The organism is Kibdelosporangium philippinense (assembly GCF_021390435.2).
GTDB lineage: Bacteria > Actinomycetota > Actinomycetes > Mycobacteriales > Pseudonocardiaceae > Kibdelosporangium > Kibdelosporangium philippinense.
Genome location: NZ_JAJVCN010000004.1, coordinates 1,364,858 through 1,391,415 on the forward strand (window position 1 = coordinate 1,364,858; position 26,558 = coordinate 1,391,415).

General features: G+C 65.0%; 24 protein-coding genes. 19 read left to right on the forward strand and 5 right to left on the reverse strand.

Annotated features, from left to right (window positions below):
• Positions 1-59: 59 nt before the first annotated feature.
• Positions 60-1,313, forward strand: coding sequence for an NADH-quinone oxidoreductase subunit N (locus tag LWC34_RS49295; RefSeq protein ID WP_233732938.1), 1,254 nt, complete (start codon positions 60-62; stop codon positions 1,311-1,313).
• On the opposite strand, the gene LWC34_RS49300 is transcribed toward LWC34_RS49295, so the two are convergent.
• Positions 1,306-4,551, reverse strand: coding sequence for an EAL domain-containing protein (locus tag LWC34_RS49300; protein WP_233732939.1), 3,246 nt, complete (start codon positions 4,549-4,551; stop codon positions 1,306-1,308). The genes LWC34_RS49295 and LWC34_RS49300 overlap by 8 nt on opposite strands.
• A gap of 304 nt (positions 4,552-4,855) precedes the next feature.
• On the opposite strand from LWC34_RS49300, the gene LWC34_RS49305 reads away from it, so the two are divergent.
• From LWC34_RS49305 to LWC34_RS49370, 14 genes are all read left to right on the forward strand, one after another.
• A complete protein-coding gene (locus tag LWC34_RS49305) occupies positions 4,856-5,887 on the forward strand; it encodes a BMP family ABC transporter substrate-binding protein (RefSeq protein ID WP_233732940.1) in 1,032 nt (343 codons plus the stop codon).
• Between the two features lie 37 nt (positions 5,888-5,924).
• The gene (locus tag LWC34_RS49310) at positions 5,925-7,250 is read left to right on the forward strand and encodes an ABC transporter ATP-binding protein (RefSeq protein WP_233732942.1); all 1,326 of its coding nucleotides are present in this window, start codon (positions 5,925-5,927) and stop codon (positions 7,248-7,250) included.
• The gene (locus LWC34_RS49315; RefSeq protein ID WP_233732944.1) at positions 7,247-8,215 is read left to right on the forward strand and encodes an ABC transporter permease; all 969 of its coding nucleotides are present in this window, start codon (positions 7,247-7,249) and stop codon (positions 8,213-8,215) included. The genes LWC34_RS49310 and LWC34_RS49315 overlap by 4 nt, the downstream gene beginning before the upstream one ends.
• Positions 8,208-9,053 carry an ABC transporter permease gene (locus LWC34_RS49320; RefSeq protein ID WP_233732946.1) on the forward strand — a complete coding sequence of 282 codons (846 nt, stop codon included), beginning with the start codon at positions 8,208-8,210 and terminating at the stop codon, positions 9,051-9,053. Before LWC34_RS49315 ends, LWC34_RS49320 begins: the two co-directional genes overlap by 8 nt.
• Before the next feature lie 42 nt (positions 9,054-9,095).
• Positions 9,096-10,274 carry an ROK family transcriptional regulator gene (locus tag LWC34_RS49325; RefSeq protein WP_233732948.1) on the forward strand — a complete coding sequence of 393 codons (1,179 nt, stop codon included), beginning with the start codon at positions 9,096-9,098 and terminating at the stop codon, positions 10,272-10,274.
• An 83-nt stretch (positions 10,275-10,357) separates the two neighbouring features.
• Positions 10,358-11,674, forward strand: coding sequence for an LLM class flavin-dependent oxidoreductase (locus tag LWC34_RS49330; RefSeq protein WP_233732950.1), 1,317 nt, complete (start codon positions 10,358-10,360; stop codon positions 11,672-11,674).
• An 11-nt stretch (positions 11,675-11,685) separates the two neighbouring features.
• Positions 11,686-12,678, forward strand: coding sequence for an ABC transporter substrate-binding protein (locus LWC34_RS49335; RefSeq protein WP_233732952.1), 993 nt, complete (start codon positions 11,686-11,688; stop codon positions 12,676-12,678).
• Between the two features lie 5 nt (positions 12,679-12,683).
• Positions 12,684-13,460, forward strand: a complete 777-nt coding sequence (locus tag LWC34_RS49340; RefSeq protein ID WP_233734152.1) for an ABC transporter ATP-binding protein — start codon at positions 12,684-12,686, stop codon at positions 13,458-13,460.
• Entirely contained in the window at positions 13,457-14,266 is an 810-nt protein-coding gene (locus LWC34_RS49345; protein WP_233732954.1) for an ABC transporter permease, read from the forward strand. Before LWC34_RS49340 ends, LWC34_RS49345 begins: the two co-directional genes overlap by 4 nt.
• Positions 14,257-15,801: an FAD-dependent oxidoreductase gene (locus LWC34_RS49350; RefSeq protein ID WP_233732956.1), complete on the forward strand. Its 1,545-nt coding sequence runs from the start codon at positions 14,257-14,259 to the stop codon at positions 15,799-15,801. Before LWC34_RS49345 ends, LWC34_RS49350 begins: the two co-directional genes overlap by 10 nt.
• Complete coding sequence (locus LWC34_RS49355; RefSeq protein ID WP_233732958.1) at positions 15,798-16,139, forward strand: 4Fe-4S binding protein; 342 nt, start codon at positions 15,798-15,800, stop codon at positions 16,137-16,139. Before LWC34_RS49350 ends, LWC34_RS49355 begins: the two co-directional genes overlap by 4 nt.
• Positions 16,140-16,149: 10 nt before the next feature.
• Positions 16,150-17,037: a TauD/TfdA dioxygenase family protein gene (locus LWC34_RS49360; RefSeq protein WP_233732959.1), complete on the forward strand. Its 888-nt coding sequence runs from the start codon at positions 16,150-16,152 to the stop codon at positions 17,035-17,037.
• An 8-nt stretch (positions 17,038-17,045) separates the two neighbouring features.
• A complete protein-coding gene (locus tag LWC34_RS49365; protein WP_233732960.1) occupies positions 17,046-17,540 on the forward strand; it encodes an SMI1/KNR4 family protein in 495 nt (164 codons plus the stop codon).
• Positions 17,541-17,551: 11 nt separating this feature from the next.
• On the forward strand, positions 17,552-17,944 hold the full coding sequence (locus LWC34_RS49370) for an NUDIX domain-containing protein (protein WP_233732961.1): 393 nt from the start codon (positions 17,552-17,554) through the stop codon (positions 17,942-17,944).
• A gap of 45 nt (positions 17,945-17,989) precedes the next feature.
• Here the strand turns inward: LWC34_RS49370 and ykgO are convergent, their stop codons facing one another.
• The 3 genes from ykgO to LWC34_RS49385 all read right to left on the reverse strand — a co-directional run bounded on the left by ykgO (position 17,990) and on the right by LWC34_RS49385 (position 18,925).
• A complete protein-coding gene (gene ykgO / locus LWC34_RS49375; RefSeq protein ID WP_233732962.1) occupies positions 17,990-18,112 on the reverse strand; it encodes a type B 50S ribosomal protein L36 in 123 nt (40 codons plus the stop codon).
• A 378-nt stretch (positions 18,113-18,490) separates the two neighbouring features.
• The gene (locus tag LWC34_RS49380) at positions 18,491-18,628 is read right to left on the reverse strand and encodes a hypothetical protein (protein ID WP_233732963.1); all 138 of its coding nucleotides are present in this window, start codon (positions 18,626-18,628) and stop codon (positions 18,491-18,493) included.
• 36 nt (positions 18,629-18,664) lie between these two features.
• Positions 18,665-18,925: a UBP-type zinc finger domain-containing protein gene (locus tag LWC34_RS49385; RefSeq protein ID WP_233732964.1), complete on the reverse strand. Its 261-nt coding sequence runs from the start codon at positions 18,923-18,925 to the stop codon at positions 18,665-18,667.
• Between the two features lie 72 nt (positions 18,926-18,997).
• Between LWC34_RS49385 and LWC34_RS49390 the strand changes: the two genes are divergently transcribed.
• The 4 genes from LWC34_RS49390 (at position 18,998) to LWC34_RS49405 (ending at position 24,089) form a co-directional block, all read left to right on the forward strand.
• On the forward strand, positions 18,998-20,692 hold the full coding sequence (locus LWC34_RS49390; RefSeq protein ID WP_233732965.1) for an NAD(P)/FAD-dependent oxidoreductase: 1,695 nt from the start codon (positions 18,998-19,000) through the stop codon (positions 20,690-20,692).
• Between the two features lies 1 nt (position 20,693).
• Complete coding sequence (locus tag LWC34_RS49395; RefSeq protein ID WP_233732967.1) at positions 20,694-22,121, forward strand: ATP-binding protein; 1,428 nt, start codon at positions 20,694-20,696, stop codon at positions 22,119-22,121.
• Between the two features lie 150 nt (positions 22,122-22,271).
• Entirely contained in the window at positions 22,272-23,609 is a 1,338-nt protein-coding gene (locus tag LWC34_RS49400) for a pyridoxal phosphate-dependent decarboxylase family protein (protein WP_233732969.1), read from the forward strand.
• Between the two features lie 57 nt (positions 23,610-23,666).
• Positions 23,667-24,089 (forward strand): LapA family protein, encoded by a 423-nt coding sequence (locus LWC34_RS49405; protein ID WP_233732971.1) that lies wholly within the window; start codon positions 23,667-23,669, stop codon positions 24,087-24,089.
• Here LWC34_RS49405 and LWC34_RS49410 read toward each other — a convergent pair.
• Positions 24,086-26,557: an ATP-binding protein gene (locus tag LWC34_RS49410; protein WP_233732973.1), complete on the reverse strand. Its 2,472-nt coding sequence runs from the start codon at positions 26,555-26,557 to the stop codon at positions 24,086-24,088. The two genes, LWC34_RS49405 and LWC34_RS49410, sit on opposite strands and share 4 nt — an antisense overlap.
• Position 26,558 lies beyond the last annotated feature (1 nt).

Below are 26,558 nucleotides of genomic sequence, written 5' to 3' on the forward strand. Positions count from 1 at the left end.
ATCGGACTGGCTTTCCTGATGGCCGTTGAGCCTATGGCTGTGATCGGGCTGGTGGGCCGATGACCATGATGGATGAGGACCCGTTCGCCCTTCTTCCCGAGATCTTCCTTGCCCTTGCTGCCGTCCTTGGCCTGCTGCTTGGCTCATACTTGCCACGGAAACGTCAGTGGCCGGTGATCGCGCTCGCCATTTTTGCTTGTGTCGCGGGCATTGTTGCCACAGTCTTCGCAGGTCCGGACCGTGCTGTGTTCGGTGAGAGCTACCGGATCGATGTGCTGACCAACCTTGGTCGATACATCATCCTTGGCGCACTTGTCTTCGTCATCTGTATCAGTGTCAGGCATTTTCGGGAGCACAAACGGGAAAGTGAGCTCTATGTCCTGATGCTGCTTGGGTCTCTTGGCGCTGTCGTCATGACTGGGGCCAACGATCTCATGCTGTTGGTCGCTGGATATCTGCTCGCGAGCATCCCGCTCTACGCACTCGCTGGATTCGGCAAGGATGACCTCGGAACCGAAGCCGCTCTGAAGTACTATCTGCTGGGAGCGTTCTCAGGAATCGTTCTGCTCGCGGGTGTCACGCTCCTTTTTGGAGTCGGTGGGGCTACTGGATATCCGGATATCGAGCTCGCCAACGGGGTGATCGCCGCGATCGGGCTTGTCGGGGTGTTCGCCGGGCTGTTGTTCAAAATCGGTGGCGTGCCACTGCATTTCTGGGTTCCGGACATCACCGAGGGAGCGCGGCCCCCAGTCGCTGCCTTCGTCACCACGGTCCCGAAGATCGGTGCGTTGATCGCGATGTTCCGGCTGGTTTCGCTGATTCCCGTACAGTGGCCGGTGCTGGTCGCGGTGATCGCGGCGGTCACCATGACGCTTGGCAACTTCGCGGCCTTCTTCCAGGACAATGTTCGGCGCCTGCTGGCTTATTCGACCATCAGTCAAGTCGGCTATCTGCTGATGGCGGTCGCTGTCGCCACTCGCAGCGACTGGGCTCAGCCGGGCCTGTTGGTCTACTTGGGCGCCTACGCGCTGACGAACCTTGGCGCGTTCGCCGTCGTGTGTGCTTTGCCCCAAGCCACAAGGATTTCTGACTACCGTGGGTTGTTCTGGACTAGACCATGGCTCGCGATTGTGCTCGTCGTCTGTCTACTTGGGCTAGTGGGGACGCCGCCAACTCCCGTATTCGTCGGCAAATTGGCGGTCTTCACGGCCGCGGTGGACGGCGGCTTCACGTGGCTTGCCGTCCTTGCCGCGATCAACACCGTCGCCAGCGTGTTCTACTACCTGCGCTGGGTCACGCCCACCATCAAGTAGCTTTCACGCCATTGGTCGAGACCATCGGCGGCTGTGCCTGTGGGCGGCCGAGCAGGTAACCCTGCGCCTGGTCGCAGCCGAGGTCCTGCAACATGGAGAACTGCTCGGCATCCTCCACCCCCTCGGCGATGGTTGTCAGACCAAGCGCTTGGCCGAGACGGATCACCGCGGTGACGATCTCCCGGTCCGACGGATCGGTGACCAGCCCGGCCACGAACGACCGGTCCACCTTGATGATGCTGACCGGCAGCCGCTTGAGGTAACTCAGCGACGAATACCCCGTGCCGAAGTCGTCGATGCCCAGCCCGACGCCCATCTCCCTGAGCTCCTCGAACTGACGCAGTGTGGACGTGTCCGCGTCCATCAACACTGTCTCGGTCAGCTCCAACGCCAGCGCGGACGGCTCCAGCTTCGCCCGCGACAATGCCTCGCCGACCGTCCGCGCGAGGTCCGGCTGAGTGGCCTGCCGCGCCGACAGGTTGACCGCCGACCGGAAATCAGGCGGCACGACGCCGGACGCGCGCCACGCCGCGAGCTGGCGGCACGCCTCCTCCAGCACGTACGTCCCGATCGGCACGATCAGCCCGCTGTCCTCGGCGACCTGGATGAACGCGGCGGGCGGCAGCAGGCCACGGCTCGGGTCCTCCAGCCGCACCAACGACTCGACCGCGACCGCCTTGCCCGTGTCCAACTCGATGACCGGCTGGAAATGCAGTACGAACCGGTCGTCACGCAACGCCTGACGCAGCGTGGACGCGACCGCGACCCGGTCGACGGCGCGTGCGCGGCGGGTCTCGTCGAAGATCTCCCACCGGTTCTTGCCCTGGGTCTTCGCGCCGTACATTGCCGCGTCGGCGTTGCGCAGCATGTCCTCGGGCGTCAGCAAGTCGTTGTCGGACAACGCGATCCCGATACTCGCGGTGACTTCGACCTCGACCTCGTAGCCCGGCAGTACGACCGGTTTGCCCACGGCCGCGGTCAGCCGCTCGGAGATCTCCACCACGCTCGGCTCGGACTGCAGGTCCGAACACAGCACCACGAACTCGTCGCCACCCAGCCGGGCGACGGTGTCCGACGGCCGGACCTGCGCGCTGATCCGGGCGGAGATCTCGCGCAGGACCTGGTCACCGATGTCGTGGCCGAGGCTGTCGTTGATGTCCTTGAACCCGTCGAGGTCGATGAACATCACCGCGGTCAGCGTCGGGTGCCGGTCGGCGCGCGCGAGGACCTGCTTCAGACGGTCCATGAGCAACGCACGGTTGGGCAACCCGGTCAGCGAGTCGTGCAGCGCCTGATGAACGAGGCGTGCTTCGGCTTCGCGGCGTTCGGTGATGTCCTCGATCTGCGTGACGAGGTAGACGGGCGCGTTGCTGCCGTCAGGCCGTACGGGTGACACCGTGACCTGGCCCCATACGATCCGGCCATCGGAATGGAAGTACCGCTTGACGCCGTGGAACGGTTCGTTGCTCCCGGCCTTCATCGCCGCCACCGCCGCGCCGCCGATGGCGTAGTCGTCCGGGTGGCTGACGTCGGCGACGGTCATCGCGAGCAACTCGGCCTCGGTCCGGCCGAGCATGTCGCACAAAGCCTTGTTGACCTGCAGGAACACCGCGCCCTCGCCGACCAGGCACATACCGATGGACGCGTGGTCGAACGCCTGGCGGAACCGCTCCTCCGCGTCGCGCAGATGGCGCTCGGCCTCCTTGCTCGCGGTCACGTCGATGCCGGTCGAGATCACGTGCGTGACCTGGCCGTCCTCGTCGACGATGGCGCCGTTGGACCACGACACGTCGAACTGGACGCCGTCGCGCCGCTTCCACGTGTGCTCGTAGGTCGCGGGAAAATCCGACGGCCCAATGTTCTTGTAGTACGCCTCGGTCTGCGCCCACTCCTCCTCAGGAAGGAAGAGGTCCCAGAACCGCTTGCCCGCGACCTCGGCGAACGTGTATCCGGTGATCAGCTCGCAGGTCCGGTTGAACCGGATGATCCGCCCGCCGCGGTCGAACACCACGATCAGGCTGCCTGCCACGTTGAGCACCGCGTCGACGAAGTCGTGCTCGTTTCTCAGTTGCAGCTCGGACCGCTGCTGCTCCTCGACCATCTCCTGCAGCCGCTGAGCCATACCGTTGAACGCTGTCGCCATGTCACCGATCTCGTCGCGGCTACGCACCGTCACGCGTTCCGCCAGATTGCCTTGCGCCAGCGTGGCCGCTCCCCGAGCGACCGCGCCGACATCCGAACTCATCCGGCGAGCCAGCCATACCGTCAGCACCATCGTGATCGCGAACGCGATGAGCACGCCCACCAGCGCGAACGTCCGGTCCTCCATGTCACTGGCTTGCCGGGTCTGCAGCATCTGGGCTTCTTGATCAAGGATCGACGCCCAGAGCGTCGCCATCGTTGCCGCCGCGTCGTCTATGGCACGGGCGTACGCGGTCCGGTCGACTCGGACGGTCGTCGCCTCTACGAAATCGCGTGTGGTCATCGTGGCCAGGTCGGTAACCGCCAGATACGCGGTGCGTAGCTGCGGCGCGAGCACGTCACGCATCGCGCGCCCCTCGCCGGTGTTGCCGGTGGCGCGGAACGCGGTGAAGAGGTTGTCCTGCAGCACGTCCGCGTGCCGCATCAGCATCGCCACGTCACCGGCGACCTTGGTCCGGTCGGGCAGGGAGATCCGGCCGGTGGTCAGCAGGTCGTCGATGGTGTTGCCCAGCCTGCTGATCCGGATGACCAGCTCGGGCGAGCACACCACCATCGCGTCGGCAAGGTGGTAAGTGCCCAGCTCAGGGTCCAAAACCAGGTTGGACGTCGCGCCGACGTACCCGATCAGCGTGCGGACGTCGCCGATCAGCATGGCGTGCGCGGCGTCGGTGCCCGCTTTGTCGTACTTTCCGGATTGGACGGTCTGCCAGTTCTGGGCCTGCGTCGCGGGCAGGGCGCTGGCGTTGAGGTCCGCGCCGGTGGTCAGCAGGTCGTCGTGCAGGCGGCTGTCCACTTCGGCCAGCGCGGCGTATCCGCTGTTGATCCGGTCGTCGACCGGCTGCAGATCCGCCGCGGGGCGGCTACCCGCGGCAACCTGACGGACGTACGTTTTGTGCGTTGCCAGATCAGGCAACAGTGTCGTGAGTGGCCGCAGATATTCAAGACCGCGCAGTTCGTTGGCGGTCAGGTCAATCCTTCGTGAGTTCGCGTCGAGCAACAGATAAGTAGCACCTGCGAGCAGCGCGGTGAACGCCACGCCGATAATCGCCAGCTTGTGCCAAATACGCCAACGTCTTCCACTGCTTCCGTGCCTGTCGGCCGGCGCATACATCGGCAGGGCCACCACCCGGACATCGCCACTTGTCACCTGTGCGCGGCAATCATCTGCCGCGGTATTCCGTAACGCAACCATCAATATGTGCGAGGGGCACGAACAGTACAGCCGGAAATGTTAAAACGTGATCAGTTCGAAAGACATCCGATGATGGTCAAGACCGGCCTCGTCCCGGCTGATGGGAAGCCGATCACATGATGGGAGCTCGGGCTTAGCATCCTCTCCCATGGCGCGGAGCAGGTTGTTGCAGGTTGGTGCGGTAACGGCTGCTGTGGTGGCATTGGCAGGGTGTAACGCGTCGAAGCCGCAGACCGGTCCGCCGCCGAGCGGCCCGGCGCTGGTGCTGGTAACGCCGAACCCGGTGGGCGTCAACGACTTCCTCAAGCTGTCGGTCCGCGGCGTCGAACAGGCCGCGGCGAAGCACAACGGCAGCCAGAAGGTCTTCCAGAGCACGGATCCCGCGTCACTCCAGCAGAATCTCGCGGCCGCGGTGCGTGAGAAGCCCGCGGTGATCGTGGCGGTCGGGTTCAACTTCGCCGACGCCATCGCGGCCGAGGCCGAACGCAACCCTGACCAGAAGTTCCTGTTCGTGGACTCCTGCACGACCAAGCCGTTCCCGAACGTGACGTGCGCGGTGTTCCGTGAGTACGAGGGCAGTTACCTCGCGGGCGCGGAGGCCGGACTGCTCAGCAAGACCGGAAAGGTCGGTGCGGTGGTCGCGTTGGACACCCCGCAGTTCCGCCGGTTCTCTGTTCCGTTCGGACAGGGCGCGGAGAAGGTGAAGCCGGGATCAACGCTGACACCGTTGTATATCGGTGGTTCGAACCCCTTCAACGACCCGGCACGGGCCAAGGCGCTCACGGCCATGCTCGGCGGACAGGGCGTTGACCAGGTGATGGGCGCGGCTTCGGCGGCCGGGAACCCTGGTGTGTTCGAGGCGGCCAAGGAAGGTGCGTTCTTCGCTTACGGCGTTGACGTCAACCAGTGCCCGCTGAGCCCCGGGCAGGTCGTGGACAACGTCATCAAACGCACCGATGTGGTGATCAGTGACGGTGTTGACGCCATCCTCAATGGACAGACCGGCGCCACCAAGTCGTACGGGCTCAAAGAAAAGGGCATCTCGCTGACCGGGCTTGAGCCCGACGCGGCTTCGTCGCAGTGTGTGGTCGCGCAGCAACCGGATGTGCTGAAGCGGGTTGGGGAGTTGCGCGACCAGATCGTGTCCGGGGCGATCACCATCAATGACCCCGCCGCCTAGCGTCTCGCTCCGGGGGATCGTGAAAAGGTTCCCCGGGGTGCTGGCCAACGATCACGTTGATGTGGACGTGGCGTGCGGCGAGATCCACGCGCTGATGGGCGAGAACGGTGCGGGCAAGTCCACGCTGATGTCCATCCTCTATGGACTGCGGCAGCCGGACGCCGGGACCATTGTGCTGCATGGGGCTCCCGTGACGTTTGCTTCGCCCGCGCAGGCGATCGATGCCGGTGTTGGGATGGTCCAGCAGGAGTTCGCTTTGTTTCCGCAGCTCACGGTTGCGGAGAATGTGGTTTTCGGGCGTGAGCCGACTCGGCGGGGGTTGCTTTCCCGGAAGGCTGCTGTGCTGGCGGTCGCCGAGTTGATCTCCCGGCACGACCTGCGGTTACGTCCTGGCGACCGGGTCGCCGACTTGCCGGTCGGGGCTCGTCAGCAGGTGGAGATCTTGAAGCTGCTGTACCGGCAGGCCGATGTGTTGATCCTGGACGAGCCAACGGCTGTGTTGACGCCTGCGGAGACCGAGCGCTTGTTTGGGGTGCTGCGCGGGTTGGCCGCCTCGGGCCGGACGGTGTTGTTCGTGTCGCACAAGCTGCAGGAAGTGCTTGCGGTCAGCGATCACGTGACGGTCATGCGGGATGGTCGCGTGAGTGCTCATGGGGCTACCGGTTCGTTCACCCCGGCGTCCTTGGCTTCGGCGATGGTCGGCCGCGAGGTCGATCTTGACCGGGCTTATCCGCGGGGAACTCCCGGTGCTCCCGTGCTTGAACTGCCGGAGTTGACGGTTCGTTCTGGGGAGATCGTGGGGATCGCGGGTGTGGCCGGGAATGGGCAGAATGCCTTGGTTTCGCGGATCCGGAAGGTCGCCCACGTGCCGGAGGAACGGGGTGAGGTTGGATCTGCTTCGCAGGCGAGTCTCGCTGACAACCTCGCGGTGGGGTTCCACCGGAGGAAACCGCTGGTCCGGGGTGGTTTTCTGCGGCCTTCGAAGATCCGGAAGCATGCGCGGTCGATCGTTGCCCGGTTTGATGTCCGTGGGTCGATCGAGCAGCCGATGGGCACGTTGTCCGGTGGGAACCAGCAGAAGGCCATCCTCGGCCGGGAGTTGACGCATGGGGCGGCGTTGCTGGTGGTTGAGCAGCCGACTCGGGGCGTGGATGTCGGTGCGATCGAGAACATCCATGCCCACTTGATCGTCTACCGGGATGCCGGGCATGGGATCTTGCTGGTTTCGGCTGAGTTGAGCGAGATTCTGGCGCTGTCGGACCGGATTCTGGTGATGTACGAGGGCCGGATCAGTGCCGAGTTCAGCCGGGCAGAGGCCGATCCCGAGCGGATCGGGCTGGCGATGGCGGGCGGGGCGCCGTGAAAACCGTTCTGATTTCCATCGGTGCCGCGTTGATTCTTGGCGCCCTCTTGTTGTTGGCTACCGGTGCCGATCCACTCACCGCCTATCAAGCCATTGTTTCTGGGGCATTTGGGCCGGACGGGTTCGCGGACACGCTCGCCTATGTGGTTCCCGTCGCCGGAATGGCCACGGCACTCGCGATTCCATTGCGAGCGGGCATGGTCAACCTCGGCGGCGACGGCCAGCTTGTCCTCGGCGCCATCAGTGCTATCTCGGTCGGCTTGGCCACCGGTAGCGGGATCCTTGCGTTGATCGCGGGAGTGGCAGCGGGAGGTGCCTACGCGGCCCTGGCCGCGTTGTGCGAGAACAAGTTCGGGGTGCCGCTGCTCATCAGCACGTTGCTGCTGAGCTACCCGGCGATGTCACTGGCCAGCTATCTCGTACGTTTTCCGTTGAAGGACGAGGGATCCAGCCTGCCGCAGACACCGCAACTGCCCGAAACAGCACGCTTGCCTGAGCTGATCGGGTTAGGGGTGGTCCTGGCGGTCGGGATCGCGTACACCGTGATCGACGCGCGAACACCCATTGGGTTCGAGACCCGGGTGATCGGGTGGAACGCGAGGTTCGCCGAATACGCTGGCATCAACAGGCCTCGGCTGACCATGACCCTGCTGGCATTCTCGGGCGGGACAGCTGGTCTGGTCGGGGCGATGGTCGCGATGGGGTTCCCGTACCGGTTCATCGACGGGGCATTGATCACCCCACAGTACACGTGGATCGGTCTGCTGGCGGCCCTCCTCGCCCGCGCGAATCCACTAGGGACACTCGCGGCGGCCGTCTTCTTCGCGGCACTGACAAGTGGTGGATTCGCGATGGAACGCGCGACACAGGTGCCACGGGAGCTGACCGCGATCTTGCAGGCCGTCCTGATCCTGTTCCTGGCGGCGACATCGGGCTTGCTGCGTAAGCGAGGCGCCCGTGTTTGACCTGAGCCTGATTTCGTCGACCCTCACCGCTCTTACGCCCATCTTGTTCGCCGCGTTGGCCGGGGCGTTGTGCCAGCGGGCGGGGGTTTTCAACATTTCGTTGGAAGGCACGCTGCTGGTCGGGTGTTTCGGCGCGGTCGCGGGCAGTTGGTACACCGGAAGCGCTTGGTTGGGTGTGTTGATCGCGGTGCTTGCCTCGGCGGCGTATTCACTGATCCTGGCCGTCGGATCGGTGACGTTCGGCGGGGACGCGATCGTTGTCGGTGTAGCCGCGAACCTGCTTGCCATTGGGTTGACGAGCTTTCTGATCCGGACGGTCTTCGGTACCGAGGGCGCGTTCAGTGATCCGGCATTGGCTGGGCTCGAACCGGTTTTCGGGCAGTCGTTGCTCGTTTACGTTTCGTGGCTTGCTGTGGCGGCGTTCGCCGTGCTGCTTTACCGGCATCCCTGGGGGTTGAGGTTGCGCGGCGTGGGGGAGCGGCCGTTGGCTGCGACCAGCCTTGGCGTGAGCGTGACCAAGTACCGGTACTGGGCGATCATTGCCGGAGGAGTGCTGTGTGGCCTCGGTGGGGCTCAGCTAGCGCTTGGTTCGGTCACACTTTTCGCCGAGAACATGACCGCGGGACGCGGCTGGATCGCTGTGGTTGCCGTGATGCTGGGACGTGCGACTCCTGCGGGTGTGCTCCTCGCGGCCTTGTTGTTCGGGCTCGCGGAGGCGTTGGGATTCCGGTTGCAGGGCCTTGGATTGCCGCAGCAGGCCACGGACGCGGCGCCATACATCGTCACGTTGATCGCGCTGTTCGCCTCCAGCCGCAGGCAACGGGTGTCCACGGGGTGAGAACGCGGGTCGCGAGGTCGTGACCGTGTCATCATCGCTGGCATGGTCGCGACCTCGGCCCCCAGCGATGGTCGCCTCGCTTCGAGTGCGGCCGCGGTGTTGCGGGCGGTACTCAGAAATGGTCCGGTGCCACGCAGGACGCTCTCGCGCCTCACCGGACTCAGCGGGGCAGCTGTGTCACGCCATTGCACGCGCCTCGCGGAACTCGGGCTGATCACGGAAACGTCCGCGATCCAACGGGTGGGACGGCCGCATGTCCCGGTTGACATCGATGTGTCGTCCCATCGCGTGGCCGGAGTCCATGTGGCACACGAGTTCTGCACCATCGTCGTACTCGACTTGCGGTGCCGGGTGTTGGCGCAACGTCGCGTGCCACATGTGTCGGACGATCCGGTCAAGGTACTCACGAATGCCGCCGAGAAGCTGACTTCCCTTGTCCTTGAGGTGATTCCGGGCCAGGCGCCGCTGTCGCTCGGCGTGGCAACGGGAGGATGGGTCGATCAGGACGCGGGCGTGATGGTCGAGCATGCCTCGCTTGGCTGGCGAGACGTGCCACTCAGGGACGTGTTCGCGCGTCGGCTCGGATTGCCTGTGCACGTGGACAATCACACGCGCGCGCTGATGCATGCCGAGGAACTCTTCGGCGCGGTAGGGGATCGGGACTCGGTGCTGCATCTGTTCGTTGGCAACGTCGTGGACGCCGCGGTGCGGATGGGTGGACAGACCTTGCGCGGTAAACGTTCCGCCGCTGGTGATATCGCGCATCTACCGGTCGGAGCACCGGATATTCGGTGCCGTGAAGGGCATTTCGGGTGTTTCGAGGCGACTGTGGCTGATCAGGCTTGGTCGCAACGGGTTTCTGGCCGGTCGTTCTGGGATTTGCTGGCGGCGGCCGAATCGGGCGATGCCTTGGCGCGGAAGCACTTGGTGAATCGCAGCCGGATCATTGGCCGCGCCGCCGCGTTGTTGTACGACTTGGTCAACCCGGACCTGCTTGTGGTCGCGGAACTTGGGGCGAACTCCTTCCCTGAGTGCCTCGCGGCCATCCGTGCGGAAGTCGGCACACGCTCCCGCGCGCCCGAAGACACCGTGCAGGCAAGCAGTTTCGGCTCTGCGACGGTGCTCGCGGTGTCGGCCGGTGCGGCTGCTTTGGACGTGCTCTACGGTAATCCGCTCGCGGCCTCGTTCGCGCCTGTGTCTCACCCAGTGGGCGCGACTTAATTTCATCGGTCGCAAAGTTGACCCTTCATCGGCGGCTTTCCCAGGATTGAACGCGATCCCACCCGAACATTCCTGGAGCAGCCATGCCGGAGCGGCACTTACATCTCAACGCCTTTCTGATGGGCGTCGGCCATCACGAGGCGGCATGGCGGCACCCGGCGACCGATCCGCATTCCCTGACCGATGTACGGCACTTCCAGAACCTGGCGCGAATCGCCGAGCGTGGCACGTTCGACTCGGTGTTCCTCGCCGACGGCGTCCAGGTCTGGGGCGACATCGAGCACACCGCGGCGCAGGTCTTCGAACCGATCACGCTGCTGACCGCGATGGCAACGGCCACAACGCGCATCGGCCTGATCGCCACCGTTTCGACCAGCTACAGCGAGCCCTACAACGTGGCAAGGTGGTTCTCGTCGCTCGATCACATCAGCGGTGGCCGGGCGGGATGGAACATCGTGACGACCGCAGGCGACCGCTCGGCGCAGAACTTCTCCCGTGACGCGGCCGCTGAGCACGCTGAACGCTACGAGCGCGCGGCCGAGTTCGTCGACATCACCACCCGGTTGTGGGACAGCTGGGACCCCGACGCGCTGGTCGTTGACAAGGCTTCCGGCGTCTACGCCGACCAGGGCAAAGTCCGCGAACTCGGCCATCAAGGCCGGTTCTACCAGGTCAGAGGCCCGTTGAACGCGATCCGCAGCCCGCAGGGACGGCCGTTGCTGGTGCAGGCCGGGTCCTCAGAGGACGGAAAGACCTTCGCCGCGCAGCACGCCGAGGCCGTGTTCACCGCACACCAGACTCTGGAGTCGGCTCAGGCGTTCTACCGGGATCTGAAGGCGCGAGTGGCCGACGCTGGACGCGACCAGGACGGCTTGAAGGTCCTGCCGGGCATCGTGCCGGTACTTGGCTCGACGCAGGCCAAGGCCGAGCGGCTGGCGCGGGAGCTGGACGAGCTGATCGTGCCGGTCAGGGCGGTCCGGCAACTGTCGGAGATGATCGGCGTTGACCTGACCGGGCATCCGCTGGACCAGCGACTGCCCGACCTGCCGCCGGTGCAGCGGATCAACGGCGCCAAATCGCGCTTCGAACTGGTCCGTGACCTGGCCGAACGTGAGCAGCTGACGTTGCGGCAGATCCTCTCGCGGCTCGGCGGCGGGCGCGGGCACCAAGTCGTCGCCGGGACGCCCGACTCGATCGCCGATCACATCCAGCTCTGGTTCGACAACGGTGCCGCGGACGGCTTCAACATCATGCCGCCGCTGTTGCCCTCCGGACTTGAGGAATTCGTCGAAACGGTCGTACCGCGGCTGCGTGAACGCGGCTTGTTCCGTACGCACTACACCGGGTCGACGCTTCGCGAGCATTACGGCCTTTCCCAATTCACGCCAGCGGCCGTCTGAAGGGAATTGTCATGGACAGGAGGAAATTCTTACTGCTGACCGGTGCCCTCGCGGCGGGGTGCGGTGTCGGTGAATCGTCCGGTGGCGAAACCAAGAAACTCCGCTACCAGGGCTGGACCGGGCAGGTGAACCCGCCGGAACTGGCACAGGATCTCGGCTACCTCGGTGACGTGACACTGGAGTGGGTCGGCAACACGATCAGCGGCCCGCAGGACATCCAGTCGGCCGCGACCGGGCAGGTCGACTTCGGCGGCGCGTTCAACGGCGCGGTGGTCAAACTGGCCGTCAGCAACGCCCCGATCACCGCCGTGATCAGCTATTACGGCGTGGACGAAGCCCAGTTCAGCGGCTACTACGTGCGGGCGGACTCGAAGATCCAGTCCGCCCGTGACCTCCCCGGCGCCAAGGTCGGGATGAACACGCTCGGCGCGCACGCCGAAGCCATGCTGGACATCTACTTGCAGCGCAACGGTGTCGCCAAGGCAGACGCGGCCAATGTGGAGCGACTGGCACTGCCACCGGTCAACACCGAGCAGGCATTGCGGCAAGGACAGATCGAAGTCGCCGTGCTCGGCGGAATCCTGCGGGACAAGGCTTTGCAGACCGGCGGGATTCGGCCGTTGTTCAACGACTTCGAGCTGCTCGGCCGGTTCAGCGCGGGCACGTACGTGCTGACCAAGCAGTTCTTGCGGCAGAACCCGCAGACCGCGAAGACGTTCGTCACCGGTGTGGCCAAGGCGATCGAGTGGTCACGGACCGCGCCGCGCGCGGAAGTCATCGCGCGGATGAAGGACATCGTCGGCAGGCGCGGGCGATCTGAGGACACAAAACCCTTGGACTACTGGAAATCCTACGGTGTCGCCGAGACAGGCGGCCGGATCCGGGACAAGGAACTGCAGTTGTGGAGCGATTGGCTGGCTGAGCGCGGCGACATCAAGCCGGGCGCGGTCAAAGTCAGTGACCTGTACAGCAACGAGTTCAACACGTTCACACAGGCAGGGTGACGGTCATTACTGCGAAGATCGTGTTCGACCGGGTTGGCAAGGACTTCCCGATCCGTGACTCCGTCGAGTCGTTCACCGCGATCGAGGAGTTCTCCTTGGCGGTCAAGGCGGGCGAGTTCGTGGTGATCGTCGGCCCGAGCGGGTGCGGGAAGTCCACTTTGCTCGATCTGCTCGCCGGGCTGACCACTGCGTCAAGTGGTCGTGTCCTTGTGGCCGGTGAGCCGGTCAGCGGACCCGGGTTGGATCGCGGGATCGTCTTCCAGCAGTACGCTTTGCTGCCATGGCGAACCGCGCAGTCCAATGTGGAATTCGGCCTTGAGGCGATCGGGGTTGCCCGCCGGGCTCGGGCCAACCGGGCTCGGGAGTTCCTTGACCTGGTTGGGCTCAGTGGGTTCGAGAAGCGTTATCCGCACGAGCTTTCCGGTGGAATGCGGCAACGCGTGGCGATCGCGCGGAGCCTTGCGTACGACCCGGACATCCTGCTGATGGACGAACCGTTCGCCGCGCTCGACGCGCAGACCCGTGAGTCCCTTCAGGACGAGTTGTTGCGGATCTGGCAGCGCACTGGGAAAACGATCGTCTTCGTCACGCACGGCATCGAGGAAGCTGTCTATTTGGGAAACCGGGTCGCGGTGATGACATCCCGGCCAGGGCGGCTCAAGGAGGTGCTGTCGATCGACCTCGGTCCTCGTTCGGTCGACGCGGATCTGCGCTCCAGCCCCATTTTCGGTCGCTACCGGCACGAAGTCTGGTCCCTTTTGCACGAGAAGGAGACAGTATGACCGCGACACTGGAGCGGCCAACGGTCGTCGCCGCTTCTCATCAACCTGGTCCACGCCGCCGGATTCTTCGTACTGTGTTCATGAAGAGCGCGGCAATCGTTGCCCTGCTGATGATCTGGCAACTGGCTCCGCGTCTTGGCTTGACCGACCGGACCTTCTTACCACCGTTCTCCGAGGTGCTGGTTGCTTGGTGGGAACTGCTCGGTGACGGCCAGTTGCTTACCAACTTCGAAGCCAGCTTGGTCCGTTCGTTGAGTGGCTTTGGTTTGGCAGTCGCGACCGGTGTGCCTCTCGGGTTGTTGATCGGGTGGTACAAACCGGTCGCTGACTTGCTTGGACCGTTGCTTGAGGTGTTCCGTAACACCGCGGCGCTGGCGTTGTTGCCGGTTTTCGTTCTGCTGCTGGGAATCGGTGAGACGTCCAAGATCTCGATCGTGTTCTACGCTTGCACATGGCCGATCTTGCTGAACACCATCAGCGCGGTGCGCAGTGCCGACCCGACGTTGATCAAACTGGCCCGATCGATGAACCTGCCGCCGTTCCGGCTGTTCCAGAAGGTGATCCTGCCAGCGTCGGTGCCGATGATCTTCACAGGTGTCCGGCTGGCGGGCGCGGTGTCCATTTTGGTCCTGGTGGCCGCGGAAATGGTCGGCGCGAAGGCTGGATTGGGCTACTTGATCAACTCTTCGCAGTACAACTTCGCGGTGCCGGAGATGTATGCGGGCATCGTCACGCTTTCGCTGTACGGCTTGCTGTTCAACCAAATTCTGGTCTACGCCGAGCGGAGGTTCACCTCATGGAGATGACAACCGATGTGCTCGTGGTGGGCGGCGGACCTGCGGCGACGTGGGCGGCGGCCAAGGCGGCGGCGTCCGGGGCTCGCGTTGTGCTGGCGGACAAGGGGTACTGCGGAACGAGCGGCGCTACGGCCTCCGCGGGGACCGGCGTCTGGTACGTGCCGCCGACGCCTGAGGCTCGGGAGCGGGCGATGGCTTCGCGGGAGGCCCTCGGCGGGTATTTGGCCGATCGTCGCTGGATGGCACGCGTTCTCGACCAGACTTATGATTCGGTGAACCAGTTCGCGTCGGCCACTCGTTATCCGTTCCCTGTGGACTCTTCAGGGCAGCCGTTGCGCAATGGTCTGCAAGGGCCGGAGTACATGCGGCGGATGCGTACTTGGGTGCGTCGCTTGGGCGTCCAGATTCTTGATCACAGCCCAGTCGTCGAGTTGCTTGTGGACTCTGCCGGTGTTGCTGCTGGCGCCGTTGGCTATCGACGACAGGAAGGCCATGAGTATCGGGTTCGTGCGGGCGCGGTCGTGCTCGCGACAGGCGGGTGTGCGTTTCTGAGCAAGGCTTTGGGGTGCAACGTGAACACGGGCGATGGCGCGTTGATGGCGGCCGAGCTTGGCGCGGAGATGTCCGGAATGGAGTTCTCCAACGCCTATGGCATCGCGCCGGAACACACCTCGGTTACCAAGACGGCGTTCTACAATTACGCCACTTTCTATCGCGCCGACGGCAGTGTTCTTGAGGGCGCGGGAAGTCAGCGTGGCCGATCAGTGATCGCCAAGGCCTTGTTGACGGAGAAGGTGTATTGTCGTCTGGACCTGGCCAATGAGGACGCTCAACGAGCGATGCGACTGGCGCAGCCGAACTTCTTCCTCACGTTCGACCGACTCGGGATCAACCCGTTCACAGCCAAGTTCGCGGTGACCTTGCTGGCGGAAGGCACGGTTCGCGGCACAGGCGGGATCCGGATCGTCGACGATTACTGCGCGACAACGGTTGCGGGATTGTTCGCGGCTGGTGACGCGGCCACTCGTGAACCCATCTGCGGTGGGTTTACCGGCGGTGGCAGTCACAATGCCGCCTGGGCGATCTCTTCTGGTGGCTGGGCGGGCATTGGTGCTGCCGCGTTCGCGCAGACAGTCGGGCCGATGCATCCTGCCCGCGCGGTGCGTGCGGCTGGTGGGGTGGCACTGCGGCCGACCGGCTCGGGTTCGGTCGATGTCCCTGATGTCGTCAAGGCTGTTCAGGACGAAGTGCTGCCGTACGACAAGAACTACCTTCGGCACGGCGACCGACTCCGGTCCTCATTGGACAGCCTGCACACGGTGTGGGACACCTTGCGCGACTGCTTGCACGCCTCAGGGTCGGCGGCGCCACGTGCACGGCAGGCCGCGGCGATGGTCGCGCACGCGCGGTGGATGTACACCTCGGCTCTGGCGCGCACGGAAACCAGAGGAATGGCCAAGCGCCTTGATTTCCCGGATCAGGACCCGGCTCAGCGCCACCGGATCATCTCCGGCGGCTTGGACAAGGTCTGGGCGCGGCCGTGATCGAACTCGTCTCCGCTGAGCGCTGCATCGCTTGCGACAAATGCGTTCTGGTGTGCCCGACCGACGTTTTCGACCGTGGACAGGACGGCATTCCGACGATCAGCCGCCAGTCGGACTGCCAGACCTGTTACCAGTGTGAGGCCAACTGCCCGGTCGACGCGCTTTTCGTGGCACCACAAACCCATCCGTTGCCGTCCGGCTCGCTTTCCGTGGCGTCGCTTGGCGGATTGATCGGCAGTTACCGGGAACGCATCGGCTGGGGCCATGGCCGCACGCCCGGATCAGCTCGCGCCGTCGGTCCTCGTCTCGACCCGAACGGCCCCGAGATCACCTCATGAAAGGCATGACATGACGACCATCACCTCGTGGGAAGTCCGCAAGATCGGCGGCCGGATCGGCGCTGAAGTACTCGGCATCGACCTGGCCAGGGACCTCCCGCCCGCGGAGTTCCTGACCTCGGCGTTGAACGAACACAAGGCGCTGTTCTTCCGTGGCCAGGACCTCGACGACGCCGGACATGCCCGCTTCGCCTCCCAATTCGGCGCCCTGACCACCGCGCACCCGACTGTGCCATCCGTCGACGGCGCACCGAATGTCCTAGCCGTGGACGGAGAAGAAGGTGTCCGCGCCAACCGCTGGCACACCGATGTGACGTTCGTCCGGACGCCACCCAAGGCAACTTCGTTGCGAGGCATCGTGATTCCGTCATCCGGTGGAAACACACTGATCGCCAACTCGGTCGCCGCGTACAACGACCTGCCTGGGCCACTGCGTGCGTTCGCGGACACGTTGTGGGCCGTGCACACCAATGACTACGACTACGCGGACCCGCCTCGTAACGCCAAAGCCGCCGAGCACAGGCGCGTCTTCACCTCAACCCGGTACCGCACAGAACATCCCGTTGTTCGCGTGCACCCGGAGACAGGGGAGCGGGGGCTGTTCATCGGCGGGTTCGCCACCCGGATCGTCGGACTGTCCACAGCGGAATCCGCCGACATCCTGCGGCTGTTCCAGGCGTACGTGACCCGCCCAGAGAATGTCGTCCGCTGGCAGTGGGCGCCCGGTGACGTGATCATCTTCGACAACCGCGCCACCCAGCACTACGCGCCAGACGACTACGGCACGCAGCCGCGCCTACTGCACCGCGTGACCGTTGTGGGTGACGCCCCAGTCGGGATCGACGGCTCCACCAGCCGAATCATCGAAGGCGACGAAGCGTCCCACTACACGTCCTAGGCTGCGGTGTGCACTTAGCGCGCATCGAGGAGCAGTTGCGAGCCATCGCGGTGGCCGTGATGGACAGCCTCCCGTATCCGCCGGGCGAGAACACGGTCGGAGAGCCGGGCGGCATCGAAGAGCTGGTGGCCGAGTTCGGCGGCGATCTGCCTGCCGACGTCGTCGAGTTCTTCAGCGCGATCGGCGCGGTCAGCCTGCCGGATCTGTGGAATGGCTACTTCATCGGCCCGACGAGCTGGTCATCCACCCTTCGTCGCACGGGCGAGCTTCGCGAGGTCCTTGGGCATGGTGACGTGCTCGTCGTCGCTTCGAATGGCGGCGGCACCTTGTACGCCATCCCGAGGACCGGCGAGGTGCTCGTCCTTCCACTGGCAGGTATCGAGAACGGCGTGTATCTGGGGCAGGCTCGCGAGGTTGCCGATTCGCTCGAGGACTTCATCGACGGCCTCATCAATGCTGCGACATCTGGCGAATGGGACCCGTTCGATCCGGACAGGTCCTAACATCACGTCGCATGACTGCCGAGAAGGACCTGGTGTACGGCTGGATCACGCGGGCCGACAAGATCCTGTTCATTCGGCGTGATCCGGCGGTTTTCCTCGGCGGCCGGTGGGAACTACCAGGTGGGACCGTGGAGCCAGGCGAGCCTGCCGAAGCCGCGGCGGTCCGGGAGATCGCCGAGGAGACCGGCCTGAAGGTCCAGATAGTCAGCGAGCGGGCCACATCCAGCTGGCCGGACATCAACGGCAAACCGTTGACGATCAACGCCACGATCTTCGACGTCACCGAGGACGGCCAGGCCCAGGTCGTGCTCAATCCAGGCGAACACGACGAGTATGCCTGGCTCACGCCAGCCGAGGCGGCCGAGCGGGAACTGCCTGAGCACGTACGGCGAATCTTGCCTTGAAACGGCGGAAGGGACGCTTTCGCAGCGTCCCTTCGTCAGTACTGGTCAGCCCTGGCTGGCCTTGAACCTGGGGTCCCGCTTGTTGATCACGAAAACCCGGCCCTCACGCCGGACAACCTGAGCGCCCGGCTTCTGCTTCAACGACCTCAACGAGTTCCTAACCTTCACGACTACTTCAACCACGGCAGGCCGCCTGCTATTCCCTAGGTGTCCGGCACCGGTCCTAGGGCTAACGCGTCCGTTGACGCTGATCCGCCAGCGCTGCAAAGTGGATCAACGCGCACGAAACGGACCACCATGGATTCCCTGCAGCTGGCCCACTTCGTGGCATCGGCGATCCTCGCGCACCCCGCCGGGATCCTCCGCCCGATGCTGCCGTCACTGCGTGCTGCCACCGAGTCACTGCCCGGTGCGCTGGCCGCCCCGCTGAGTCTGACGCTGTCCTATCTGGACCACGCGGAGGGTGAACCGCCGTGTTGCCTGCATCTCAGTTGTTACGTGGCAACGGATCATGCTCGGTTCGACCGGCTGTCGGCGATGTCCGGGCTACACGTCACGGACCATCTCGCGGTCATCCTTGAGTGCTCGGCGGCGGGCTACACCCGTGAGGCCGTCAACCTCCTCGTAGCCCACCGCGAAGCGCTGGATCTGTTGTGGCGCACCCTCGACGACCTCGGTTCGCACTACGCACCGACCGTTGAGGCTGTTCGAACGAGCGTGTCAGGCCGCGGTCTGGTGCACGAAGCACCAGCGCCACGACTCGCCCGGTTCGAACGACCGGATCACCGGGTGCCCTGTCTCAGCGGCGTGCTGGCTGGCGTGCTTGGCGGGCGACGAGTCACAACAGCCCACGTGACCACAAGCCAGACACAGCCGTAGATGCACCCAGGTCCCGCCGACGGCCAGGCAGTCCTCACACCCTTCGCGGGTGTGCGGCTCCGGGTCGGGACCGAGTTGGGCGATGTCCTGGCAAACGCTCACTGTCCGCTCCTCTACTGGCGACTGTCCGACACGAAGGTACGCCTCGAACCGAACTAATGCTTGACTGTGGACATGACAACAGCGGTCCCCGAGAACACCCGAGCCACGCGGCCCTCGATCCTGACAGTGGACGACGACCAGAGCGTGTCCCGGGCGATCGCGCGTGACCTGCGTCGGCAGTACGGCGAGAACTACCGGATCGTCCGCGCGGAGAACGGAACACAGGCACTGGAGGCCTTGCGGGAGATCAAACTGCGCGGCGAGGAGGTCGCGGCGCTGCTCGCGGACTACCGGATGCCGGGGATGAGCGGGATCGAGTTCCTCGAAGAGGCGATGGACCTCTTCCCGTTGGCCAAGCGCGTGCTGCTGACCGCGTACGCCGACACCGACGCCGCGATCCAGGCGATCAACGTGGTCGACCTGGACCACTACCTGCTCAAGCCATGGGATCCGCCGGAGGAGAAGCTCTACCCGGTGCTCAACGACCTGCTCGCGTCATGGGAGGCAGCGGACCGTCAGCCCGTACGCCAGGTCAAGGTCATCGGCCACCGTTGGTCCGCGCGGTCCTATGAGGTCCGTGACTTCCTTGCCCGCAACGCGGTGCCGTTCCGGTGGTACGAGCTGGACCAGAACGAAAGCGAGGCCCAGCGCCTGCTGACGGCGTGCCAGTGCGGCGAAGCGGACATTCCCGTCGTGGTGACGCCAGAGGGCGAGGCGCTGATCCGGCCGTCCGACGCGGAGCTGGCCGCACGCGTCGGCCTGAGCACCACCCCATCGGCTGATTTCTACGACCTGATCGTGATCGGCGCAGGCCCGGCCGGGTTGGGCGCGGCCGTCTACGGCGGCTCAGAAGGCCTGCGGACCGTGCTGGTCGAGCGGCTCGCCGCGGGTGGCCAGGCAGGCACGAGCAGCAGGATCGAGAACTACCTTGGCTTCCCGGACGGGGTGTCGGGCGAGCAACTGACCGAGCGGGCACGCAGGCAGGCGCTGAAGTTCGACGTGGAAATGCTCACCACCAGGAAGGTGGTGTCGCTCGAAGCCAAGGGTGCGGCCCGAGTTGTCCGGTTCGACGACGGCACGGAACTGTCGGCCCACACGGTTATCCTCGCGACCGGCGTCGCATACCGGACGCTCGCAGCACCGGGCCTCAGCGACCTGACCGGCCGTGGCGTGTACTACGGAGCGTCCACAACAGAGGGTCCAAGCTGCGCTGGCCAGGACGTGTACCTGGTCGGTGGCGCGAACTCGGCGGGCCAGGCGGCGATGTACTTCTCCAAGCACGCCAAACGGGTCGTGCTGGTCGTGCGCGGCGACTCGCTGGACAACTCGATGTCCCGCTACCTGATCGACCAGCTGTCCGGCCCCGGCAACATCGAGGTGATGACGTGCACCGAGGTGATCGGCGGATCGGGCACGGACCACCTGGAAAGCCTGACCCTGCGGCACAACAAGACCGGTGAGACCTCGACCGTGGACGCCTCATGGCTCTTCGCGTTCATCGGCGCCGCACCCCGCACCGACTGGCTGGACGGGACATTGGAGCGCGACCACCGCGGCTTCGTCCTCGCCGGACCGGACCTGCTCGTCGACGGCACGGCGCCCGCAAGCTGGGACCTCGAGCGTCCGCCGTACCACCTGGAGACGAGCCTGCCTGGCGTGTTCGTGGCCGGTGACGTGCGCTCGGACTCGGTGAAGCGAGTGGCATCGGCTGTCGGGGAAGGCGCGATGGCGGTGACGCTGGTACACCGGTACTTGGAGAGGTCGTGACATGGAAAAGCTGACTTCGGCCGAGTTGCGGGAGTTGTTCCTGTTCGAGCGGCTGAGCGACACGCAGCTCGACTGGCTGGTGGAACACGGTCACGTGGAGCGGAGGACCGCGGGGACCCCGATCCTGACCGAGGGCGACGACGCCACCTGTTTCTTCCTGCTGCTCGAAGGAACGGTATCGCTGAGCCGCAACATCGGCGGCGAGATCGTCGAGACGAACCGCACGGACCATCGAGGGTCCTATTTCGGCGCGACCCAGTCGTACCTTGAAGCCGACATCCCGTCGAAGACGACGTACCAGATGACGGTGCAGTCGATCACCGACACGGCGATGTACCAGCTGCCCGCGGCCGATTTCGGGCCGATCGTGCGCGAGTGGTTCCCGATGGCGATGCACCTGCTCGAAGGGCTGTTCTTCGGGCTGCAGAACACCCAGCGGGTGACCAGCCAGCGTGAACGGCTGCTCGCCTTGGGTTCCCTGTCGGCTGGTCTGACCCACGAGCTGAACAACCCGGCGGCAGCGGCTGTCCGTGCGACGGCGGCCTTGCGTGAACGCGTGGCAGGCATGCGGCACAAACTTGCCATGCTCGCCAGCGGCGCCATCGACCCCAAAACCCTGCCATCGTTGGTGCTGCTGCAGGAGGACGCGGTCGAGCGGGTCGCCAAAGCCCCAAAGCTGCAACCAATGGAAGCCAGCGACCGTGAGGACGAAGTCGCCGACTGGCTTGAATCGCGCGGGATCCAGGGGAGCTGGGACCTGGCGCCGACGTTGGTGGCCGGCGGGCTTGACGTGGAATGGCTGACTGAGGCGATCGCCAACTGTCCACAAGCGACCTCGGAGGCAGCGATCCGGTGGATCGCCTACACGGTCGAGACCGAGTCGCTGATGAACGAGATCGAGGACGCGACCACCCGAGTGTCCACTTTGGTGGGTGCGGCCAAGCAGTATTCGCAGATGGACAGGGCGCCGTTCCAGGTTGTCGACGTGCACGAACTGCTGGACTCGACACTGGTGATGCTGAACGCCAAGTTCGGCGATGGTGTGCAGGTCGTGAAAGACTACGACCGGTCGCTGCCGCTCATTTCGGCCTATGCCGCTGAGCTGAACCAGGTATGGACGAACCTGATCGACAATGCCATTTCGGCGATGGACGGCCGGGGGACGTTGACCATTCGAACGTTCCGGGATGACGCGTGCGCGGTCGTCGAGATCTCGGACACCGGGAGTGGAATTCCCCCGGAGATCAAGGACCGGATCTTCGAGCCCTTCTTCACGACGAAGGCCGTGGGCGAGGGGACCGGCCTGGGGCTGGACATCACGTGGCGCATCATCGTGAACAAGCATCACGGGGACGTCCGGGTTGAGTCCGAGCCTGGCAAGACCACTTTCCACGTCCGGATCCCGATCAACCCCCTCAAGGCCCAGTAGAAACTCCCAGCGTGCGCCTCGTGAGTGGTTAGCGGTGTTCTAACCCGCCTAACCACTCACGAGACCTGACCAGGCTGGAAGGCGACGCTGGCCTTGAACCCCCTCCGCACCCACCGGTATAGTTCGGGCCCAAACGAGATGGGAGCGGGGATGGACCTGCGGCGGGCGCTGAACCACGTGCTGGACAACCATCGCAAGTGGGTCGAGCAGTTCGGCGACCTGCCCAACCACCCATCCACGCAGCTCAGCGACGCCGAACTGGAAGCGGCCCTCGACACCCTCTCGGCCCGCCTCGGCATCAACTATCCGTACTTCCACCCGCGCTACGCGGGCCAGATGCAAAAGCCTCCGCACCCGGCGGCCGTCGCGGGCTACGTAGCCGCCATGCTCATCAACCCGAACAACCACGCCTTGGACGGCGGCCCGGCCACAGCGAAAATGGAGCGCGAGGTCGTCAAGCAACTCGCGACGATGTTCGGCTACGGCGAGCACCTGGGCCACCTGACATCGAGCGGAACCATCGCCAACCTCGAAGCCCTTTTCGTGGCAAGGGAACTGCATCCCGACAAGGGCGTGGCGTTCAGTGTGGACAGTCACTACACGCACGGCCGGATGTGCGGTGTCCTCGGGGTCGAAGGTACCAAGATCCAGGTCGACAACTCCGGCCGGATGGACATCGAAGACCTGGAAAACGTCCTCAAAACCGGCAAGATCGGCACAGTCGTAGCCACAGCGGGCACCACCGGACTCGGTGCCATCGACCCCATTCACGAAATCCTCGAAATAGCCCGAAAGTACGGCGTCCGCGTACACGTGGACGCGGCCTACGGCGGCTTCTTCACCCTGGTCGAAGACCTGGATCCCAAGCCGTGGCAAGCAATCAAGGACTGCGACTCCATAGTCGTCGACCCGCACAAACACGGCCTCCAGCCCTACGGCTGCGGTGCGGTGTTGTTCCGTGATCCCAAAGTCGGCCGGTTCTACGCGCACGATTCGCCCTACACCTACTTCACTTCCGACGATCTTCACCCGGGCGAGATCAGCCTGGAATGCTCACGGTCCGGTGCTTCGGCGGCCGCGTTGTGGCTGACCTTCCAACTGATTCCGCCCACTGTGGACGGTCTGGGCGCCGTCCTCGCCGCCGGACGGCGCGCCGCCGTGCAGTGGGCGGACATGATCGACGCCAGTGCCGAGCTGACCCTCTACCAGCGTCCTGAGCTGGACATTGTCACCTACTTCGGCACGGCACAGACCATGAGCGAGATCGACGCGACGTCGCAGCGGGTTCTGCACGCGGGGATGTCCGCTGAGGTCGAGCCTGTCTTCCTCAGCGTTCTGTCCGTTGGCCGGGAGGATTTCGGCAGGCGTCATCCCCAAATCACCGCCGATGCCGATCGGGCCAGGGTGCTGCGTAGCGTTTTGATGAAGCCTGAGTCTGAGCTGTACCTGGATACTCTGCACGCCAGGGTGATCGAGTTGGTGCGCTAGCCCGAACGGGTGAGTTACGTCCTGCGATCAGGCCTGACAAGCGGGATGATTCCGGCTATGACCACCAACCCCGAAACCCCGCCGACCGACGAGATCCCGGTCCAGGAACCGAGGGACCCCGCAGGTAAGGGCGCGGTAGCCGACAGCACAACGGGCAAGCACGCCGCCGCCGACCCCGCGGTCGTGGATCCCGCGGACGCAGCGGCCAAGGATTCGAGCAAATCCGTCACCAAGGCAACGCGGATCAGCGGTACGTGGATCGCGGTCATCGTCGCCATCATCGTCCTGGTCTTCCTGCTGATCTTCATCCTGGCGAACCTGACCTCGGTCACGGTCAGCTTCCTCGGCATGTCCGGCGAACTTCCACTCGGCGTCGCGCTACTCTTCGCCGCGATCAGTGGCGCGATACTCGTCGCTTTGATCGGCGCGGCACGGATTCTGCAGTTGCGGCGACGCGTGCGGCGAGCCGCCAAACACTAGTCGATGTTCTCGGCAGCCCAGTGAGCGAGCCGGATCCGGGATGACAGGCGGAGTTTGGCGTACGCGCTTGTCAAATGCGCCTCGACGGTCCGCTCGCTGATCAAAAGCTGCGCTGATATGTCCGCATTGGACAGTCCATAGCCGACAAGCCGGGCGACGTCGGTCTCCCGCTTGGTCAGCGGGCCTTTCGTGGATGGGTTGGGCGGGTGCAAGCCCGCCGCCCGCGCGGCCCGGCGAGCGCGATCGGCCCACGGCCGGGCGCCCGCGTTCTCAAAGACCTTGATGCACGCCACAACGCCATCGGTCGAGGCAAGCCGAGCCTCAGCGGCAAGCAAAGGCGCGCCCATACTCTCCAACAAGGACGAATTGGCAGCAGCGACGGCGTCAAGCAACGGGCCATGTCCGCTGCACGGCGCCACAACGCCAGCCCGCCACGCGAAGATCATCCGCACGATCATCGGCATGGGTTCGTGATACAAAGCCCAATAATCAAGCGGCGGAGCGAGTTCCGGGTGTCCAGAGTGGATCGCCAACGCGGTTTCCACGCTTTCCCGCAACGCGGTCAAACCAGGCTCCGGTCCGACCGAGATCGCCCGCGCCTCAGCACAAAGATCCTTGGCCGCCATCAGCTTCCCGCGTTCGGCGAGGAACAACGCATGGCAATACAACGCGCGCGCCAGCGAACGCGGCATTCCGGCATCACGCGCGCGCTGCACACCGACCGCGCTCGCGGCCGTGCCCGCGACCAAGTCCCCTGCCAGGTAGTACGTCATGTTCAGGTCGAGCCGCGCGGTCGACCCCGATGGTGAGACGCCTGTGACCGTCTGCGCCTCAAGCGCTTGTTTGGCCTGAACCACGGCGGCACCGACCGCGCCGACCGCCGAGTTCAGGCTGATCAGGGCGTGCATCGCGTAGTTGTCCAGCACCGGCCAGTCCTGTTTCCACTTCTGGCTGTGCTCGAAAGCGGCCGCGGCGTGGTCACGGGCGGCGATCAACTCACCGTTCAGCAGCGCAGCCAGTTGCTGGCGCAGCGCCTCGGACGCCACAGCGGCCGGGTGCGGATTCGGCGAGACGGAGTGATGTGAGATTATCTGCCGCGCCCGGTCAGGATCGTTGTGCCGCAAGGTATAGATCATCCGCAAAGCGATCGTCTGCGATGCCGTGTCCGTGATCGGGACGCTGCCGTCCAACGCGTGCGTCTCGGCCTTGGCGAAGTGGCCAGCCTCGGACTCCATCAACGCCAGCCGGAACCGCAACGCGCTGAGCTTATCGTTCTCGCCGAGCCGACGCGCCAGTTCCGCGGACTGGTTCCACGCGCCGATCGCGTCGGTGATCCGGCCTGCCCGCAGGTACGCCTGGCCGAGCATGTCCATCAACGCGAGGTCAGGCCCGGAAATCTGCAAAGCGGCGGAGACGTACTGCACGGCTTCGTCGCCTGCGTTGACCAGCATGGCCCGTCTGCCCGCCTTGGCCAAAGCCGCGATCGCGTGATCCTTGTCGACCAAATCCCCGGCCTGGAGGTAGTGCGGCGCCTTGGCAACCTCGTCATCGAGCATGTCGATCACGGCCGCGTGCAGAGTTCGTCGCTCGCCGATGGTCAAGGCGTCGTACGCGACCTCCGCGTACAGCGGATGCGCGACCCGGTAGCTCCCGTCAGCTTCAACGACCAAGCCCTGGCTGATCAGCCGAGCCATGCCAGCGTGATCGCCGGGCAAGGTCCCGGCGACCGCGATCAACTCCAACTGACGCCGGTCAGCACCAGAAAGCTGATCAAGCCGTGCCAGCACGACATCCTTGATGACGGCCGGAAGCGAGGTCAGACCGCCTTGCAGCAGTGCGGTCACGAACAATGGCACACCCTGCGCGCGCTCGGTGACCGTACTCAGCAACTCCGCGGAAGGCACCTTGCCCAGCAGATCCCGCGCCAATTCGGCAACGGACACGTCCGGCAACGGCCCAAGCTCGACGATCGCATCCGCCTGGATGGACGACTCGTCAGTGCGGGAGGTGACCAGGACCGGGCAGTGGCGGCTGACGTGCTGCAACAGCGCGACCGTGCCCCGATCGGCCCAGTGCACGTCGTCGACGAACAACACCGCAGGCCCGACCTGCCGGATCAACTCGGCCACGCCGCCGAACATCCGCGCCCGCTCAGCCTCGGGGTTGTCCAGCGCCGGAGCGACCGGCAGCTGCGGATCACCGAACAACTTCCCAAGGTCGGTCAACGCGGCGAAGTCGGTCGCGCGCTGCACCGCAGGCCGCAAAGCTTCCACGATCGGCGCGTACGCCAAGCCCGCGTGCAGCGGGTGCGCGCGGCCGACCAGGGTGTTCAGGCCGCACTCGGCCAGGGCTTCTTCCGCCAGCCTTGACTTACCAATCCCCGGGGCGCCGGTCAGCAGCGTCAGGCCACCAGCGAGGATCGATTCGAGCAGTGCGGTGAGTTCAGCCGTGCGGCCGATCAGCCGCATT